Origin of the sequence: Actinomadura decatromicini (genome assembly GCF_008121305.1) — a bacterium.
In the GTDB taxonomy this organism is placed as follows: Bacteria; Actinomycetota; Actinomycetes; order Streptosporangiales; family Streptosporangiaceae; genus Spirillospora; species Spirillospora syzygii.
Genome location: NZ_VSRQ01000005.1, coordinates 603,283 through 619,225, shown reverse-complemented (window position 1 = coordinate 619,225; position 15,943 = coordinate 603,283). Strand labels below are relative to the sequence as shown.

Below are 15,943 nucleotides of genomic sequence, written 5' to 3'. Positions count from 1 at the left end.
GCCAAGGCCGCCCGCCCCGCGTCTTCCGTGTGGCACGTGCGCGGCGCGGCCGCGCGCGTGCCGGGTCCGTCCCGTCAGCCCGCCTGCCGCAGGGCGCCGGTGACGTCCTGGAGGCTGCCCGCGAAGACCGGGCTGCCGTTGACGAACAGGGAGTAGCCGTTCGGGTCGAACAGGAGCAGGCCGTTGCCGCCCGGGCCCACCCAGCCGGCCGACCCGAACAGGGTGACCGGGGTGCCGCCCTGGGGCAGGTGCAGCGCCTGGCGGAGCTGATTCTGCGTCATCCCGGTGGGGGTCTTCAGCGTTTCGACGGTGATCCACTGCCCGGCGGCGCCGGTCCACTTCTGGGTGACGCCGCAGATGTTCAGCTTGCCGAGCTCGGCGCCGCCCGGGACGGCCGAGGTGTAGTGCAGGCCCTTCGCCAGCATGACCGTCTTCTCGACCGCGCTCCCGACCCGCACGGCGGGCTTCAGCGAGTCGCAGTCGAGCTTCGGCGCGTTCGGCAGGGCCGGCTTGCCGGGCACGCGGGCGTCGGGCTTCGGCGCGGCCGGGACCTTCTTGCCGAGGTCCTTCGGGTTCGGGACGCAGGTGGGGATGTTCGCCGGGAGCTTGCCGTCCGGGGCCTTGACGCCGGGGACGCCCGCCTTCGGCAGCTCCGCCTTCGGCACGCCCGCGTTGGGGACGCCGGGCACGTTGGGCTTCGGCACATTCGCGTTCGGGACGCCCGGCACGTTCGGGTTCGGGACGTTCGGGTTCGGGGCGCCCGGCAGGTTGTCGGTCTTCGGGAACTGCCCCTTCGGCAGGTCCTTGGTGACCGGGTTCTGCTTGAGCCGCTGCTCGACCTGCTTCTTCGCCGCGCCGGCGTCCGGGACCTTCGCGCCGGGCAGGCGGGGCTTCGCCGGCAGGCAGGTCGGCGGGGTGGCGGGCGGGACGTCCTGGACCTGGCGCTGCTGCGCGGGGGCCTTCGCGGTCTGCGACTGGAGGCCCGCGTCGTGGTGGGATCCGGTCATCGCCCACGTCGCGCCGCCGCCCGCCGCGACTGCCCCGATGGCGGACGCCGCGACCAAGGCCGCCTTCAGCGTGATCATCGTGTATCCCTTCTGCCCGTGCTCTCTGCGGGGGTGTGCTTGTTTCTCTCTGGCGCCCCTCGTATACGCACGGTGCCCGGACGGGGTTGCACGCGATTCCAAAGTTTTTTGAAGATGCCCATGGGCGGGATGGCCGGAGCGTGTCATGCGAGGTAGTCCGGTCAGGTGATCCTGAGGGGCCGGGGGTTCGAGCGGGACGAAGATCCGGCAGCATTGGCTCATGGAGGCCCGTACCGTTTCAGCCCGTCCGGTGGAGGACAGCCGACCGCCGGACCGCGGGGAGCGCGCCGCGCGCGGCTCCGTCCGCCCGGACGTGGCCCTGCTCCCCAAAGCGCACCTGCACCTGCACTTCACTGGTTCGATGCGGCACGCCACGCTCGTCGAGCTGGCCGCGACGCACGGCGTCCACCTGCCGGACGCCCTCGTCGAGGACTGGCCGCCCCGCCTGCACGCGACCGACGAGCGCGGCTGGTTCCGGTTCCAGCGCCTGTACGACATCGCGCGCTCGGTGCTCCAGACGCCGGACGACCTGCGCCGCCTGCTGCGCGAGACCGCCGAGGACGAGGCCGCGGAGGGCTCCGGCTGGCTGGAGATCCAGGTCGACCCGAGCGGGTACGCGGCGAAGTTCGGCGGGCTGACCCCGACCGTCGAGCTGGTCCTCGACGCGGCGCGGGACGCCGGTGCGGCGACCGGCGTCGGCATCGGCGTGGTGATCGCGGCGAACCGGACCCGGCACCCGCTGGACGCGAAGACGCTGGCGCGGCTCGCCGTCCGGTACGCGGGGGACGGGGTCGTCGGGTTCGGCCTGTCCAACGACGAGCGGCGGGGGCGCGCCTACGACTTCGAGGGCGCGTTCCGGATCGCGGCGCGGGGCGGGCTGCTGTCCGTCCCGCACGGCGGGGAGCTGCTCGGGCCGGGCAGCGTCCGGGAGTGCGTGGAGACGCTGCGCGCCGACCGGATCGGCCACGGCGTCCGCGCCGTCGAGGACCCGGGCCTGCTCGACCGGATCGTCGACCGGGACGTCGCGCTGGAGGTGTGCCCGGCGTCGAACGTCGGGCTCGGCGTGGCGGAGACGGCGGCGGACGTCCCGGTCCGGCGGCTGTTCGAGGCGGGCGCGACGATCGCGCTGGGCGCGGACGACCCGCTCCTGTTCGGCGCCCGGCTCGCCCGGCAGTACGAGCTGGTCCGCGGCGAGCACGGCTTCTCGGACGCCGAACTGGCCGAGCTGGCCCGCCAGTCGATCAGAGCCTCGGCCGCCCCGGACGACATACGCCGCCGCCTCCTGTCCGGCGTCGACGCCTGGCTGACCACCCCCTAGCCGCCGGGTCGGGCGTCAGCCGGCGATGCCCTCGACGAGGAGGAGGACGCCGAACACCGCGAACCCGGCCGCCGCGCCGTACTTGATGACGCGCTCCGGGAGCTTCCGGCCGAGCATCTGCCCGACGACGATGGCGAGCGCGTCGGCGGCGACCATCCCGACCGTCGACCCGGCCCACACGCCGGTCAGGGCGAGGAACCCGCCGTGGTCGGCGGCGAGGGTGACGGTGGCGAGCATCGTCTTGTCGCCCAGCTCGGCGAGGAAGAACGCCGCGCCGACGGCGAGGATCGCCGATCCCGTCGCGCGCTTGGCCTTGTCGCGTTCGGTGTCGTCCAGCTCGTCGCCGCGGAGCGTCCACAGCGCGAAACCGAGGAACGCGACCCCGGCGAGGATGGAGATCGGACCGGTCGGGAGCGCGGCGCCGACCGCCGCGCCGAGCGCGACGCTCGCCAGGTGGACGATCGCGGTCGCCGCCGTGATGCCGATCAGCACCGGGAGGGCGCGGAATCGGGTGGCGAAGGTCATCGCCATGAGCTGGCTCTTGTCGCCCAGCTCGGCGACGAAGATCACGGCCAGACTGATGAGGAAGGCGGTCACCGGTTCCCTCTCGCTCGGATGCCGAGCGGAGGGCGGGAGTGCGCTCTGCGCATGCGACCTCGGCCCGGCATCGGGAACACTTTTCGTCCGGCCCGTCGCGGCGACGTGGTCCCGCGCGCCGACCGAGGACGAAAAACGTTCCTTGCCAGGCCGAAGGTCTCGTCCGCGCGATCAGAGATCGGGGCCCGCGTGACCGGGCGCCCATCGGCGGCGCCAGTATGTCGATCACGCGATCAGGACTACTCCCCCTCGACGCCGACCACCGTACCAAGCCCCGGCCGGACCGTCGCTGTGCGGATCGTCACAGCTCAGGGTGCCCCTTCAGAGGGTCACGCCGATGAGGACGGGCTCGTTGACCAGCTCGACGCCGAACGCGTCCCGGACGCCGCGCCGGACCTCGCGGGCCAGCGCGAGCAGGTCGGCCGTACTGGCGCCGCCCGGGTTGGTGAGCGCGAGGGTGTGCTTGGTGGAGATCCGCGCGGGGCCGAGGGCGTGGCCCTTGGCGAACCCGGCGCGGTCGATCAGCCAGGCGGCGGACGTCTTCACCCGGTCGCCGATCTCCGGGTAGCGGGGGAACGCGGCGTCCGGTCCGAGCCGGTCGGCGACGCGGCGCTCCAGCTCGGCGAGCTGGTCCGGCTCCAGGATCGGGTTGGTGAAGAACGATCCGGCGCTGCGGGTGTCGGGGTCGGCGGCGTCCAGGACCATGCCCTTGCCGCGCCGCAGTTCGAGGACGGCGTCGCGCGCCTCCTTGAGCGTCACCCGGTCCCCGGCGGCGACGCCGAGGCGTTTCGCGAGTTCCGCGTAGGCGACGGGCTGGGACTCCTCGGACTCGTGCAGCGCGTACGTCACGTCCAGGACGACATACCGGTCGTTCCCCTTGAACACGGAGTGCCGGTAGGTGAAGCGGCAGGCGTCGTGATCGAGGGTGACGCACGCGCGGGCGTGCCGGTCGTAGGCGCGGACCTCGACGATCGTCTCGCTGACGTCCTGCCCGTAGGCGCCGACGTTCTGGATGGGCGTCGCGCCGACACGTCCAGGAATGCCGGACAGGCACTCGACCCCGGCGAGGCCGTCGGAGACGCAGCGGGCGACGAAGGGGTCCCAGTCCTCGCCCGCCTGGACGCGGACGAGCACCCGTCCGCCCTCGGCGGCGACGCGCTCGGCGCCGCGCGTGCCGACGTGTACGACCGTCCCGGGGAACCCGTCGTCGGAGACCACGAGGTTGGAGCCGCCGCCGAGGACGAGCACCGGTTCGCCCGCGTCGTCGGCGTCCCGGACCGCCGCGACGACCTCCGCCTCGGTCGTGGCCTCGACGAAGCGCCGGGCGGGGCCGCCGAGGCGCAGCGTGGTGTACCCGGCCAGGTTCACGTCTTCGGCGAACACCGCCACGTCGTCTTCCTCCCCCTGCGTGCCTCGTCCGGTCGCGGGCCGCGCGCCGGGCCCGGGTACGGCCCGGCGCGTGGTGTCCGCCGTGCCGGTCAGGCGAGCTTGACGACCGCCTTGGCGCGCGTGAGGACCTTCTGGTCGCCCGAGCGGGCGGTGAGCGCCACGACGACCTTGTCGTCGTCGAGCTTCTCCTCCACCCGTCCGCTGATCTCCAGCGTCGCGCCGCCCTCGTCGGGGACGACGACCGGCGAGGAGAACCGTACCCCGTAGTCGACGACCGCGCCCGGGTCGCCGGCCCAGTCGGTGACGAACCGCCCGCCCTGCGCCATCGTGTACATGCCGTGCGCGATCACGTCCGGGAGCCCGACGGCCTTCGCGACGGACTCGCGCCAGTGGATCGGGTTGAAGTCGCCCGACGCGCCCGCGTACTGGACGAGGTTCGCCCGGTCGACCGGGAAGGAGCGGAGCGGAAGCTCGGTGCCGACCTCGACGTCGGCGTACTTGACGGTGGCGGCCATCAGACTCCCCGTTCCACGATGGTGTTGTAGGACTTGCAGACGAGTTCGCCCTCGACCGTCCTGATCTCCGTCTCCAGGACGAGCTTCTCGTTCTTGCCGATCGACCTGATCTCGGTGACCGTCGCGGTGCAGACGATGACGTCGCCCGCGCGGAGCGGGCGCGTGTACTCGAACCGCTGCTCGCCGTGCACGACCATCGCGTAGTCGAGGCCCAGCTCGGGGTCGGCGAGGCCGTTGTCGACGAGGGACACGACGATCGGGAAGGTCGGCGGCGCGATCACGTCGGGGTGCCCGGCGGCCTTGGCCGCCTCCTGGTCGCGGTAGACCGGGTTCTGGTCGCCGATGGCGTCCGCGAACTCGCGGATCTTCACCCGGCTCACCTCGTACGGCTGGCTGGGCGGGAACGTCCGCCCGATGAAGTCCCGGTTGAGTGCCATGCAGTCCCGTCCCTCCGGCCCGGCCGGGGCGGTCGGCCGCCGAGGCCCGCCCTGGCCGCGCGTGTCTCGCGTTCGTCTCGTCGTCGCGTCGCGCCGCCGCGGCGTCTCCTCGCCGTGCCGGCGCGGGTCGCCGCGTCTCGGACGGACGCTAACAGAATGACGTTCAGCCCGCCCCCGCGGGTCTCACCCACGGGGACGGGCTGATCAGGTATGGCAAGCGTGCGAAGAAGTCACCGCTCGGCGTGCGCGGGCGATCGGGCCGGCCGGATCACCGGCGGCCGCGCGCCGCGGGCTAGCGGGTCTCCCGGTGCGGACGGTGCGTCCTGCAGTTCGGGCAGTACTTCTTGATCTCCAGGCGGTCCGGGTCGTTGCGCCGGTTCTTCCGCGTGATGTAGTTGCGGTGCTTGCACTCCTGGCAGGCCAGCGTGATCTTCGGCCGGACGTCGGTGGCAGCCACGTTGGAGTGCCTTTCTGAGCTGGGGACAGGAACTTCTGACCGCGGCCGCCCGGGTGGGCGGCCGGTCTTTCGACCCGCGGCCGCCCGCCTCCCGGAGGAGGTGGAGAGCCTTGGGTAGTAGCGAGGGCCGGACTTGAACCGGCGACACAGCGATTATGAGCCGCTTGCTCTGCCTGACTGAGCTACCCCGCCGTGCTGGTCGGTGTGGACCGGTTTGCAAGGATACCGGATGCGCACCGCGCCCCGGAAACACGAAAACCCGGAAGATGATCGGGAATCGGTTTCGCGTGCTCCGCGGACCGTCGTCCAGGATACCGGGTGCGCCGGTGACCTGCGAAACGTCCTGCCGGAACCGGTGGGACGGTACCACAGCCCCCGGTATGGAGCGAATCGGTCTGCCGCGCGCCCCGGGGCCTCTGGGACCGGAACGTGTGCCGGGACGGGCGCCGGGACGACGAAGGCCGCCGTCCTCGTCGGATGGCGGCCGGTGTGCCGTTGAGCCCCTTTACGGAATCGAACCGTAGACCTTCTCCTTACCATGGAGACGCTCTGCCGACTGAGCTAAAGGGGCTTGCGACGCTCGCGCAGTGAAACCATACACGCCCCCAGCACATGGCGCGAACTCCTTTCGCCCCCCTCCAGACAGGCCTCGGCGCGGTTCAGAAGCGGACGAGGACGGCGGTGGCGTCGTCGTGGCGCTTTCCCCGCAGGCTGGTCGCGGACGCCTCGGTCCGCCTCGTCCGCCGGACGAGTTCGCGCGGGCCCTCCTCGTCCAGGACGCGGAGCAGGCCGTCCCAGTCCAGCTCGCCGAACCGCTCCACCAGCCGGGACGCGCCGTCGCTGAGCACCGCCGCCCGGCGCAGGCCCGCGACCGGCACCTCCCCGGTCAGCCCCTCGTACGCGGCCTCCGGCCGGGTGCTCGCCACCCAGAACCCGCCGGGGCTGTTGCGCGCCTTGCGGACACCTTCGAGCGTGTAGCTGGGCAGATGGTCGAGGCGGTCGTCGCGGAACACGCGAACCTCGCCCACGTCCACCACGATCGGCGAGTCGGCCAGCACGAACCACTCCACCACGTCGTCGCGCCGGCGCAGCAGCGACACCGTCGCGGACGGACTGTCCGGGTTCCGCAGGTCGCACGTCGCCGTGTGCGCCTCCCCGGTCACCTTGATCGCCTCGGCCACCAGGTCGGGCAGCGGCTTGCCGTCCTCCAGCGCGAGCAGCGCCGCGATCCGGCCGCCGAGCATGCGCACCAGCCATGCCGGGTTGTGCCGGCACCCGCTGTCCACCCCCGCCGGGGCCGTGGCCCCGTCCAGCAGCACGACCCAGCCGGGGCCCGCCGCGACGAAGTCCTCGTTCTCCCGTCCCGGTGTCGCCTCACTCACATAACTAACCTGCACATATGCAGGTCTACCTCGTGCCCCTGTCAATATGACAGAGGTAGATCAAACCTTCACCGCGTGTCCCGCCGACCTGCCCCCTCCTGTATTTTCGGCGCGCCCGCCGCCTCCGGGAAGGCGGTCGCCAACGCGGCCGGGTCGTCGGCGTAGAAGCGGATCGTGCGCGCCGTGTCCCGTCCGCCGAGCGGCCGGACGACCGTGATCGGCGCGTCCAGTTCCACGATCACATTCGTCTGCGCGGCGACGGCGACCGACAGTTTCCCGTCCCCGATCCTGACCATTCCGCGCTCGTCGTAATTGCGCGCGACCCGCACCGCAGATATCGAACCGCGAGGCACGCGGAGGTCGAAGAAGGCGCCGTATCGGATGCGCAGTTCACCGTCCGAGAGGACGTGCGGACGGGTCACGCACGCCGCTATGACGGCGACCACGATGAGGATCGAATAGACGTCGATCATCAGGACCGCCCCGCGCAGCGCTCCGGGCGCGTCGACGCCCCGCAGCAGGAGTTCGACGACGACCGTCTCCAGCAGCATGGCGAAAAGGAAGGCCAGTTGGAGGGTGGTCTGCGCACCCGAGTACGAGAGCGCCACGGCGCCTTTGGGAACTCCGTGGCGGCGGCGCGCGACGAGCAGGACGATGCTGACCAGTCCCTTCGCGTCGAATCCCACGATCCTGCGCACCGGGTAGGGCACCAGTTTCACGACGCTCCGGAATGCGTGGCCGCGCGTCAGCATTTCCGCTCCTTCAACATCGCGATGGTGAGGCGGAAGACCTCGGCCTGGGCGGCGGACATCTCCTCCAGCCAGGCGGCGTCCGGGCCTTGCGCGGACATTACGGCTGCCAATTCCTCGGGCAGAAGCGCCGCGAAGGTCTCGGCGATCTCGGCGACCCTCGGGTCGTCGGGGGCGGCGTCCGCGATCTCGTCCAGCCGCGCGTACATCTCGGCGCCGTGTGCGACGAGGGGACGCAGCATGTCCGCGAAGCCGGAGGCGGGGCCCGCGACCGTGTCGACGAACGCGAGCATCTCCCGGTCGTGCTCAGCGAACCGCGACCCTCCGCCGCCTGGCAGGCCGCGGAGGACGTCCGCCATCTCGGGCGACACCGCCGAGTCGGGGCTCAGCCCGGGATCGGCCAGGAGCGTCGCGAGACGGGCGCGGCGGGCCGTGATCGCCTGCTGCTGGCGCGCGAGGTCCGAGTCCAGCTCGGCCAGGACTTCGCGCAGCTCCCGGCCGCGCTCGTCGGCGAGGACGTCCCGGATCTCGTCCAGCGCGAGGCCCAGTTCCGCCAGCCGCCGCACCCGCGCGAGCAGGACGGCGTCCCGCAGCCGGTACTCCCGATAGCCGTTCGCCAGGCGCTCCGGCTCGGGCAGCAGTCCAAGGTGGTGGTAATGCCGGACGGTCCGGGTCGACACCCCGACCAGCGCGGCCAGCTCGCCGATCCGCATGCCTTCATTACAGACGTTGACGCAGCGTCAAGGTCAAGCACCGCACCGGACGGCCCGGCCTGCCGGCGGAATGGATGCAAGTCAGGGGCGGTGAACCAAGAGTAAAGGCTCTGAACTGGAAAAACGTTCTCTGGGCAGGGTGGCGTGTCCGCTCCCGGACAGAGCTTGCGTAAACCTTCACGACGGCCGCGCGTCGTCGGCCGCACGCCTTGTCGAACGTCCCTCGGGGACCCTCTCCCCTCAGAGTGACGTTTCCACAGCTCAGCACACAGATGAATCGTCAATCACATAAGCGCCGGGAATGGGCACTGAAATTGGAACCTGACAAATAACTCGCCAGTCACGCGTTGTTTATCCCGGGACTTAACTCTCAGAAGGGTTGAACCTTCACTTTGGGGCATTACCGTCAATCACCGCCACTGTCCGTGGCGCGACCTGACCTGAATCGGCTGAGCCTCGAAGGAGAGCGTTCGTGGAACATCGTCGCCTGCGTCCGCGCATTCTCGCGGCCGTGGCCGTGGGACTGTCCGGGCTGGTCGTCGCGGGCTTCCTGATCGCCCGGGCGTTCGGGGACCGCCCTGCCGCCGCCCCTCCGGCACCGGCCTCGTCGGCACAGGATCCGCGGCGACCTCCCGTGGCACCGGCGCCGTGGGCGGACGCGCTGCCGCCTTCCGTCCCGGTGCGTCTCGACGTGCCGCGGATCGGCGTCCGGACGCCGCTGATGAAACTCGCGCAGAACGCCGATCGGACCGTCGAGACCCCGCCCCCCGACCGGGCCCAGGAGGCGGGCTGGTACCGGCTCGGCGCCGCGCCCGGCAGCCGCGGGGCCGCTGTGATCATCGGTCATCTGGACACGGCCCGCGGCCCGGCGGTCTTCTACCGGCTCGGGGAGCTGCGTCCCGGCGACCAGGCGACCGTCCTCCGTTCCGACGGTCGGACCGCCGTGTTCGAGATCGACTCAATCGAGCGCGTCGACAAGAAGCGGTTCCCCACGGGGCGGGTCTACGGCGATCCCGGTTATGCGGCGATCCGATTGATCACCTGCGCCGGACGATTCGACCGCGCGATCGGCGATTACACCCACAACGTCATCGCTTACGGCCGTTTGGTTCGGACGGACGGCGCCAGCACGGGGGCACGCTGACGTGACCCCCCACTTCGAACACGACCCTCCAATGCCGCAATCGCCGATCGAGCGCCAGTTAGGACGCGACCGGCTCGCCCGTCCGGTACACGGCGAACGGCCGGTGCCGCCGAACGCTCCCGCCTCGGGACATTTATCGTCCGCGACAGCGCACGGCTCCGTTTCCTCGCCCGCGACAACCGTCCCCGGTTCGATCCCCGCCCCCGCCACGACCATTTCGCACGCAATTCCGCCCTCCGCTGTCCAACACGAAGACACACCGCGCCCGGCCCTCCCAAGGAAGGCGGCCCCGCTCCGCACCTGGTTTCACCGGGAAGCGCGAGACGGAAAGCGCAGCCTGCCCCCCGTCGACGCGGCCGCGATGCGCGTGCTGGTCCTGATCCCGGCTTACAACGAGGCGGAGCAGATCACCGAGACGATCGAGTCGTTGCGCGCGCAGGAGCGTTTGCCCGACCACATCGTCGTGATCGCGGACAACTGCACCGACGCCACCGCCGACATCGCCCGGCGCCACGGCGTCGAGGTCGTCGGGACGCGCGGGAACCGGCACAAGAAGGCGGGCGCGCTGAACCAGGTCCTCGACCGGCTGCTCCCGATCTCCGGCCCCGACGACGCGATCATGGTGATGGACGCCGACTCGGCCCTCGACCCCGGCTTCATCCGCAACGGCGTCGAGTACCTGGCCACGGGCCGCTACGCCGCCATCGGCGGGACGTTCACCGGCAAGCCCGGCGGCGGCGCGGTCGGCATGTTCCAGCGCAACGAGTACGTCCGGTACGCGCGGGATGTCCGGCGGTTGCACGGCAAGGCGCTCGTCCTGACCGGCACCGCGACGATCTTCCGTGTGGCCACCCTCCAGGAGGTGGTCGCGGCCCGCCGCGCAGGCCGCCTCCCCGGCCTGCCGCACGTGTACGACGTCCGCGTCCTGACCGAGGACAACGAACTCACCCTGGCGATCCTCCACCTCGGTTTCCGCATTCTCTGCCCCAAGGAATGCACGCTGACGACCGAGGTGATGCCGACCTGGCGAGACCTGGCCAGGCAGCGACTCCGCTGGAAACGCGGCGCGCTGGAGAACCTCTTCGACTACGGCTGGACGCCGATCACCCGCCCGTACTGGGGACGGCAGCTCCTCTCCCTGATCGGCATCATCGTCATCATCGCCTACCTCTCGTCGATCGCCTATTCGGCGATCTGGCTGGGCGGCATCAAAATCAGCCCAATCTGGGCCGCGGTCACCGTCATCTTCATGGTCGAGCGAGTGGTGACCGTGCGTCGCCGCGGCCCCTTACAAATGGCGCTGGCCGCCACGATCGTCGTCGAGATGGTCTTCGACGTCTTCCTCCAGTTCGTCCAGGCACGCGCCTTCTGGCAGGCCGCCTGGCGCAAAGAAAGGAAATGGTAAACATGTACAACACTCCCCCCGTAGGCGGAGTGGCCGCCGGCCTCGGCGGCGCCGCCGTAGTGTCCCCCTGGCTGGGCCTCAAAGCGGTCTGGCTCGGCCTTGCCCTCTTCACGCTGATCTCAGCGGCCGTCGCCGTGAAGCGACTCCTTCCCGCCCGCAAGAGCTGACCCACCAAAGGCCGGGGCCGGTGACCGCCCCGGCCTTTCCCTTGCCCTAGACGACAACGGCCGCGATCGCGACGAACAACTCCTCCCCACTCTCCAACTCGACACTGAACATGCCGTTCTCGTCCTCCACGACCTCCACCCGCACTGCCCCGGGAAAGTCCCCAGCAGCCCCGATCAAATAGTCCCGAAGCTCAACAATGGTCTCCTTGGCCACACTGCCTCCCCAACTCGTCGACCACACAGACACTCTCAATCAACCCCACACCAGGCGACCAATCACCCCACCGACAGGCGGCTCTACCGCTCCGGCAGAGTCGGATGCGGAGGCGTAGGAGCGACATCGATCATCGTATTAGTGATCGCCCAACGCTCATGGTCTCGCCAAGCCCCGTCGATGTACAACAACTCCGGCGAGTAACCCTCACTCCGAAACCCGACCCGCCGGACCAGCTCGATCGAGGCATAATTACCAGGCTGTATCTGAGCTTCAAGCCGATGAAGCCGCAACTGCTCGAACGCATAACGCACCACCAGCGCAAGCCCTTCCCTCATATAGCCCTTGCCAGCAGAAGGAGCAAAGGCGGCATAGGTAACAGACCCAGACTGAAACCGCCCCCGAATAATACTGTTGACATTGATCACACCGGCGATCTCTCCACTACCCCGCACACAAACGAGCAGCGACTCCTCATCGGGCCGCGCATACCGCCTGACATAATCCTGAAACTGCTCCGGCGTGGACGGCAGAGAAACCCAGGGCCGATGCAACTCCGCACTGGCACCCACCAACCCAAGAAACTCGTCCTGATCACGACCAGCAAGATGCCGCAAACTCACCCGCCCAGAGCCGTCCGACCGCGCATCCTGAAAGAAATCCATCATTCCACCGCCCCCGAACAGGCTGCATCATTTGGCGTGCTTGCGGGCCGCCCTCGCAAACTCCTCAATCGCCTCATCAAAAGCGCGCACGGCCGCCAAGACCTCCGCCGGTAGCCCACCACTCGAAGCATCGTCCGAGTTGACCGCCCGCCGGTGAGCATGCAACTGCATCTCCGCCATGCGCACCCGCTTGGCCTGTTCAACCAACTCCTCAGGCCCGCTCATGACCAGCAGCCCGAAGATCTGGCGCATCGAAGCACGAGCCTGATAAAACGCGTCCGTGCTCGCCAGATACTTATCCGGGTCGGCCCGAGCATCGTCGGGTGAGCGTTCTCTCAAGCGATGGAGCACATTGAACTCGACCAACCGTTCCCGGGCCGTGGTCGCCGCCTCGACGTAGGCGGCACACCGCTCAGTCCGATCTCGCCTGGTCCGCGCCCGCTCACCCGCGCCAAGCTTCAACGGCTCAACCAGCGCCCCCAACGTGACCCCCACCAGCGAAGAGAGCGCCCCCACTGCCGTAGCGACCACCGCACCATCCACGCTAGAGAATCCAACAGCAGCCCCCGCCCCAAGACCAGACCTGATCCATCGTCACAGCCCACCTCTCCCGGCGCGTTACTCGGAAAGGTGCCCCCAGAACGCCGTGAACACGACTGGCGGCCAGGCCGGAGAAGAACAGCCCTCGACCGTCTTGCTCCCGGTCCCCGAACCTTGCTCCGCTGCTGACGGGCACCGTGTGGCCCTTTCCGTGTCCGCGTCGCCTGAGACGATGCGCCCGTTGCATGCGCCTGCGGAGGCAAGATGAGTCGTATGGGCAGCGATGTCAGACGGGCCGAGCAGGTGGTTGGGCAACTCAGGGAGAGAGTCGCCGCCGAGGGCCTGGCGGTGGCCTTCGAGCTTCCGCTCTATGAGCACCCTTGCGGCGTGGAGGTCGAGTTCCCCAATGGAGACGGATTCCAACTCGAAGTAAGCGCAAGGATTGAGCGGATCCGTGTCATGGACCCGGACGACTTCGCCTTAACCGTCGCGGAACTTGGAGACTACGTCGCAGCACGGACACGTGGGAGATCGTCCAAGGATGCCCGGGAGGCGCTCTTCCCGAGGCACAGCCGACTTCGATAGGGCAAGCGCCGGAGCCGGAAACGAGGCGACGGCACGACTGCATGACAGCCGCCAACCACACAGGCAGGCCACGCCACGCGCACCGTGTCCCGTCTCTGTCCCGTGGACACCCGGCAATAGCCGGGAACCGGTGGGGCCTGTCGGGACGCAATGAGAACAGCCCTTGACCGGGTGGGCCTGGTCAAGGGCTGTGCTGCGTGGTGTGGCGGGTCCAGGATTCGAACCTGGGTAGGCTAAGCCGACGGATTTACAGTCCGCTCCCATTGGCCACTCGGGCAACCCGCCGTGGTGTCGCTGTCGCGACGGCACTGGAAAGGATAGCGGACGGCAGGGGCTGGTGTGACATCGAGGCGGGACGGCCTTGATCGGGGGAGTCGCTAGGCTCTACGGATCGCGAAGACGCTGCTGAGGGGATGTGTGTGCGGATGGCTGACAGCAGTTTCGACGTTGCAACCTGAACACATACCCCTCCTGTCGGTCTGGATGTCGGTCAGGTGTCCGCGGGCGCCCACACGGGGACGATGTCCAGCCGCGCCGGCCCCTCCTCCTGACGGTGGACGCGGATCACGCGGATGATGTTCAGTAGAAGGGCGTTCTTTTCGCCGCCGGTCAGCACGTCCCAGCCCTCCAGGACGCCCGCGATCATCGGTCCGAGCTCCTCCTGGGTCGGCGGCGCCTGCTCTCGCTGCGCCTCTTCGAGCTGGGCCTCCAGCGCAGCGCGGTCGTCGAGCAGCTCGGCGCGCGCGTCCTGATACTCCCGCTCGGCCTGACGGTCGTCATCGTCGTCAAGCGCCCGCATCTTGCGTAGCCGGGCGAGGGCCTTGTCGATACGTGCGATCTTCTCCGCGATCTTGTCGACGTCGATTTTCGGGGCCGGCGCCGGGACGACCACGTCCGCCGCGGCAGCCTGCCGCGCGGCGTCGATCTCGGCAGCCCACTCGCGGAGCTGGTCGCGTACCTCGGCCTCGGCGACCACGCGCCGCACGTACGCCTTCGTGCACGCGGGGACCTGCCCCCACCGGCCGCACCGGTAGGCGTAACCGGGACCGTTGGGCCCCGAGATGGCGGTGAGGCTCCACGCGCAGCCGCCGCAAACGAGCAGCCCGGAAAGTGCGCGCATGGCGCCGCGCGCCCGCGGCATGAGCCCCGTCCGTTCTTTCCGCTTCCGTAGGTACGCCTGCCATAGTTCCTCATCGATGATGGCTTTATGTGCGCCCGGGTGATAGATGAGGTTTCGGCATCTCTGGCGCCGTTTAGGCGGGCAGGGACAATTCTTGTCGTGCTCAGAAAGGTATCCGGCAGCAAACCCGGAGTCCATGACCGCGTAAAGGGTCTGGACTGACCAGACCGTTCCCCGCGTGGTGACGTGCCCGTGGTGGTTGAGCCATGATGCGAGTTTTGGCCCGGCCGCCTCGCCGGTCACGTACCGAACGTAGAGGCTGACGTAGGCGTCGACGAGGTCGGGGTCCGGTTCGTATCGTTCCCCTAGCGGGTCGTCCGGATCGGTGCGGTAATGATGCTCCTCGCCGGGGACGAGCACCCGACCTTTACGGATGTAACCCCAGCGAGGGCCGCCCGTTTTCGGGAGGCCGCGCGACAACCGCCATTCGAGAGTGTCGATCCACTGCTCGGACGCTCGGTCACTCTCGAACGCGGCGACCTCGGCGAGCATGCCGCGCGTGAATTTACCGGCCGCCGTTCGGGCGTCAACCTCTTCGGTGGTGGAGATGAGCTCGCCTTTGGCGGACTCGACGAGGTCGAGATGTACCGCCCACCCGTGGCGCTGCCGCCCGAACCTGCTGAATTTGTAGACGAGGATTTCTTTCGCGCGCCCGTCACGGATGCCTTCGACCGCTTCTTGGACGCGACGTTTGAAGTTCCGGCCGGACTTGTCGAGGTCGACGATGATGTCGACAATGGTCCTGTTGTTGCGTGTCGCCCATTCCCGAATGGATTTTTCTTGGATTTCGGGCGAGATCATTTCTTCGCGGGCGGTGCTGACTCGGATGTAGCCGATCGCTGGTTTTGGCGTGTGTGGAGGCATGGCGAAGGTTTCGCGGAGGGGTCAGGGCAAGGGAACGGCGCGCCGTCCGGAAAGCGGGGCCGGACGGCGCGCCGATGTCGTGCGCGGTGTGGCCGTGGGGAGCTGCCGGCCGCCGCGCGGTACTAGTTGAGGTGTTGGGCGTTCCGCTGCTGCTGCCGGAGCACGGTCAACACGTCGGACTCGACCGAGACGACGCGGTTGGTTGCGTGCTCGACGCGGGTCGTCGCCTGTATGCCCTGCGTGATGCGTCGATCGATCAGGACATACAGGCCGGCCGCCGTGGAGAAGAGGATGCCGATCATCGCGGCCGACCTCAGGAGGTCGTGATCGGCGTGTGTGGCGAGCAGGACAGCGCTTGCAGATGTGACAGCGGTGGCGAGGGCTCCGACGATTGCGTGCTGTGCGGGCACGGTGGGCACGGCTCTGTACTCCCCATGTGCGAGTTGGACGTCCGATCTGCGCGAAAGACCGGGCGTCGTGATCGTGAGATGTCACAGAACCACCTTTTGTCACTCGTTGTCACCCCCTTGTCAGTGT

General features: G+C 69.3%; 19 protein-coding genes and 3 tRNA genes. 5 read left to right on the top strand and 17 right to left on the bottom strand.

The window, feature by feature from the left end:
* Window positions 1-74 precede the first annotated feature (74 nt).
* Complete coding sequence (locus FXF68_RS25760) at window positions 75-1,085, bottom strand: hypothetical protein (protein ID WP_148763485.1); 1,011 nt, start codon at window positions 1,083-1,085, stop codon at window positions 75-77.
* 250 nt (window positions 1,086-1,335) lie between these two features.
* Here FXF68_RS25760 and FXF68_RS25755 point away from each other — a divergent pair, with 250 nt between their 5' ends.
* Window positions 1,336-2,403 (top strand): adenosine deaminase, encoded by a 1,068-nt coding sequence (locus FXF68_RS25755; RefSeq protein ID WP_425458615.1) that lies wholly within the window; start codon window positions 1,336-1,338, stop codon window positions 2,401-2,403.
* Between the two features lie 15 nt (window positions 2,404-2,418).
* On the opposite strand, the gene FXF68_RS25750 is transcribed toward FXF68_RS25755, so the two are convergent.
* The 10 genes from FXF68_RS25750 to FXF68_RS25705 form a co-directional block, all read right to left on the bottom strand.
* A complete protein-coding gene (locus FXF68_RS25750) occupies window positions 2,419-3,000 on the bottom strand; it encodes a TMEM165/GDT1 family protein (protein ID WP_148763481.1) in 582 nt (193 codons plus the stop codon).
* A 321-nt stretch (window positions 3,001-3,321) separates the two neighbouring features.
* Complete coding sequence (locus FXF68_RS25745) at window positions 3,322-4,389, bottom strand: UDP-N-acetylmuramate dehydrogenase (RefSeq protein ID WP_148763479.1); 1,068 nt, start codon at window positions 4,387-4,389, stop codon at window positions 3,322-3,324.
* 89 nt (window positions 4,390-4,478) lie between these two features.
* Window positions 4,479-4,904: a MaoC/PaaZ C-terminal domain-containing protein gene (locus tag FXF68_RS25740; RefSeq protein WP_148763477.1), complete on the bottom strand. Its 426-nt coding sequence runs from the start codon at window positions 4,902-4,904 to the stop codon at window positions 4,479-4,481.
* Window positions 4,904-5,341 carry a MaoC family dehydratase N-terminal domain-containing protein gene (locus tag FXF68_RS25735; protein WP_148763475.1) on the bottom strand — a complete coding sequence of 146 codons (438 nt, stop codon included), beginning with the start codon at window positions 5,339-5,341 and terminating at the stop codon, window positions 4,904-4,906. Before FXF68_RS25735 ends, FXF68_RS25740 begins: the two co-directional genes overlap by 1 nt.
* Window positions 5,342-5,633: 292 nt before the next feature.
* Window positions 5,634-5,798 (bottom strand): 50S ribosomal protein L33, encoded by a 165-nt coding sequence (rpmG, locus tag FXF68_RS25730; protein ID WP_026404241.1) that lies wholly within the window; start codon window positions 5,796-5,798, stop codon window positions 5,634-5,636.
* Between the two features lie 118 nt (window positions 5,799-5,916).
* Window positions 5,917-5,990 (bottom strand) — tRNA-Met (locus FXF68_RS25725).
* A gap of 306 nt (window positions 5,991-6,296) precedes the next feature.
* A tRNA-Thr gene (locus tag FXF68_RS25720) sits at window positions 6,297-6,369 on the bottom strand.
* A gap of 88 nt (window positions 6,370-6,457) precedes the next feature.
* On the bottom strand, window positions 6,458-7,180 hold the full coding sequence (locus FXF68_RS25715; protein ID WP_246178928.1) for a PP2C family serine/threonine-protein phosphatase: 723 nt from the start codon (window positions 7,178-7,180) through the stop codon (window positions 6,458-6,460).
* A 68-nt stretch (window positions 7,181-7,248) separates the two neighbouring features.
* The gene (locus tag FXF68_RS25710) at window positions 7,249-7,932 is read right to left on the bottom strand and encodes a hypothetical protein (RefSeq protein WP_148763471.1); all 684 of its coding nucleotides are present in this window, start codon (window positions 7,930-7,932) and stop codon (window positions 7,249-7,251) included.
* The gene (locus tag FXF68_RS25705) at window positions 7,926-8,642 is read right to left on the bottom strand and encodes a MerR family transcriptional regulator (protein WP_148763469.1); all 717 of its coding nucleotides are present in this window, start codon (window positions 8,640-8,642) and stop codon (window positions 7,926-7,928) included. Before FXF68_RS25705 ends, FXF68_RS25710 begins: the two co-directional genes overlap by 7 nt.
* 472 nt (window positions 8,643-9,114) lie before the next feature.
* On the opposite strand from FXF68_RS25705, the gene FXF68_RS25700 reads away from it, so the two are divergent.
* From FXF68_RS25700 to FXF68_RS42570, 3 genes are all read left to right on the top strand, one after another.
* Window positions 9,115-9,786, top strand: a complete 672-nt coding sequence (locus FXF68_RS25700) for a class F sortase (RefSeq protein ID WP_148763467.1) — start codon at window positions 9,115-9,117, stop codon at window positions 9,784-9,786.
* A gap of 361 nt (window positions 9,787-10,147) precedes the next feature.
* Window positions 10,148-11,191, top strand: coding sequence for a glycosyltransferase family 2 protein (locus tag FXF68_RS25695; protein ID WP_148763465.1), 1,044 nt, complete (start codon window positions 10,148-10,150; stop codon window positions 11,189-11,191).
* A gap of 2 nt (window positions 11,192-11,193) precedes the next feature.
* A complete protein-coding gene (locus FXF68_RS42570) occupies window positions 11,194-11,358 on the top strand; it encodes a hypothetical protein (protein WP_187438111.1) in 165 nt (54 codons plus the stop codon).
* A 46-nt stretch (window positions 11,359-11,404) separates the two neighbouring features.
* Here FXF68_RS42570 and FXF68_RS42565 read toward each other — a convergent pair whose 3' ends face one another.
* The 3 genes from FXF68_RS42565 to FXF68_RS25685 form a co-directional block, all read right to left on the bottom strand.
* Complete coding sequence (locus FXF68_RS42565) at window positions 11,405-11,572, bottom strand: hypothetical protein (RefSeq protein WP_187438110.1); 168 nt, start codon at window positions 11,570-11,572, stop codon at window positions 11,405-11,407.
* A gap of 83 nt (window positions 11,573-11,655) precedes the next feature.
* Window positions 11,656-12,237, bottom strand: coding sequence for a GNAT family N-acetyltransferase (locus FXF68_RS25690; protein WP_187438109.1), 582 nt, complete (start codon window positions 12,235-12,237; stop codon window positions 11,656-11,658).
* 27 nt (window positions 12,238-12,264) lie between these two features.
* Complete coding sequence (locus FXF68_RS25685; RefSeq protein ID WP_148763461.1) at window positions 12,265-12,780, bottom strand: hypothetical protein; 516 nt, start codon at window positions 12,778-12,780, stop codon at window positions 12,265-12,267.
* A 270-nt stretch (window positions 12,781-13,050) separates the two neighbouring features.
* Between FXF68_RS25685 and FXF68_RS25680 the strand changes: the two genes are divergently transcribed.
* Window positions 13,051-13,362 carry a hypothetical protein gene (locus tag FXF68_RS25680; RefSeq protein WP_148763459.1) on the top strand — a complete coding sequence of 104 codons (312 nt, stop codon included), beginning with the start codon at window positions 13,051-13,053 and terminating at the stop codon, window positions 13,360-13,362.
* A 203-nt stretch (window positions 13,363-13,565) separates the two neighbouring features.
* On the opposite strand, the gene FXF68_RS25675 is transcribed toward FXF68_RS25680, so the two are convergent.
* The 3 genes from FXF68_RS25675 to FXF68_RS25665 form a co-directional block, all read right to left on the bottom strand.
* Window positions 13,566-13,647: transfer RNA gene (locus FXF68_RS25675), tRNA-Tyr, on the bottom strand.
* Between the two features lie 205 nt (window positions 13,648-13,852).
* Window positions 13,853-15,406 (bottom strand): recombinase family protein, encoded by a 1,554-nt coding sequence (locus FXF68_RS25670; protein ID WP_148763457.1) that lies wholly within the window; start codon window positions 15,404-15,406, stop codon window positions 13,853-13,855.
* A 122-nt stretch (window positions 15,407-15,528) separates the two neighbouring features.
* Complete coding sequence (locus tag FXF68_RS25665; protein ID WP_148763455.1) at window positions 15,529-15,825, bottom strand: hypothetical protein; 297 nt, start codon at window positions 15,823-15,825, stop codon at window positions 15,529-15,531.
* Window positions 15,826-15,943: the final 118 nt, after the last annotated feature.

Bases quoted from the DNA above. Each gene is read 5' to 3' on its own strand.
- FXF68_RS25735 (WP_148763475.1), bottom strand. From the start codon at position 5,341: ATGGCACTCAACCGGGACTTCATCGGGCGGACGTTCCCGCCCAGCCAG.
- FXF68_RS42570 (WP_187438111.1), top strand. From the start codon at position 11,194: ATGTACAACACTCCCCCCGTAGGCGGAGTGGCCGCCGGCCTCGGCGGC.
- FXF68_RS25690 (WP_187438109.1), bottom strand. From the start codon at position 12,237: ATGGATTTCTTTCAGGATGCGCGGTCGGACGGCTCTGGGCGGGTGAGT.
- FXF68_RS25740 (WP_148763477.1), bottom strand. From the start codon at position 4,904: ATGGCCGCCACCGTCAAGTACGCCGACGTCGAGGTCGGCACCGAGCTT.
- FXF68_RS25705 (WP_148763469.1), bottom strand. From the start codon at position 8,642: ATGCGGATCGGCGAGCTGGCCGCGCTGGTCGGGGTGTCGACCCGGACC.
- FXF68_RS25760 (WP_148763485.1), bottom strand. From the start codon at position 1,085: ATGATCACGCTGAAGGCGGCCTTGGTCGCGGCGTCCGCCATCGGGGCA.
- FXF68_RS25680 (WP_148763459.1), top strand. From the start codon at position 13,051: ATGGGCAGCGATGTCAGACGGGCCGAGCAGGTGGTTGGGCAACTCAGG.
- FXF68_RS25695 (WP_148763465.1), top strand. From the start codon at position 10,148: ATGCGCGTGCTGGTCCTGATCCCGGCTTACAACGAGGCGGAGCAGATC.
- FXF68_RS25670 (WP_148763457.1), bottom strand. From the start codon at position 15,406: ATGCCTCCACACACGCCAAAACCAGCGATCGGCTACATCCGAGTCAGC.
- FXF68_RS25710 (WP_148763471.1), bottom strand. From the start codon at position 7,932: ATGCTGACGCGCGGCCACGCATTCCGGAGCGTCGTGAAACTGGTGCCC.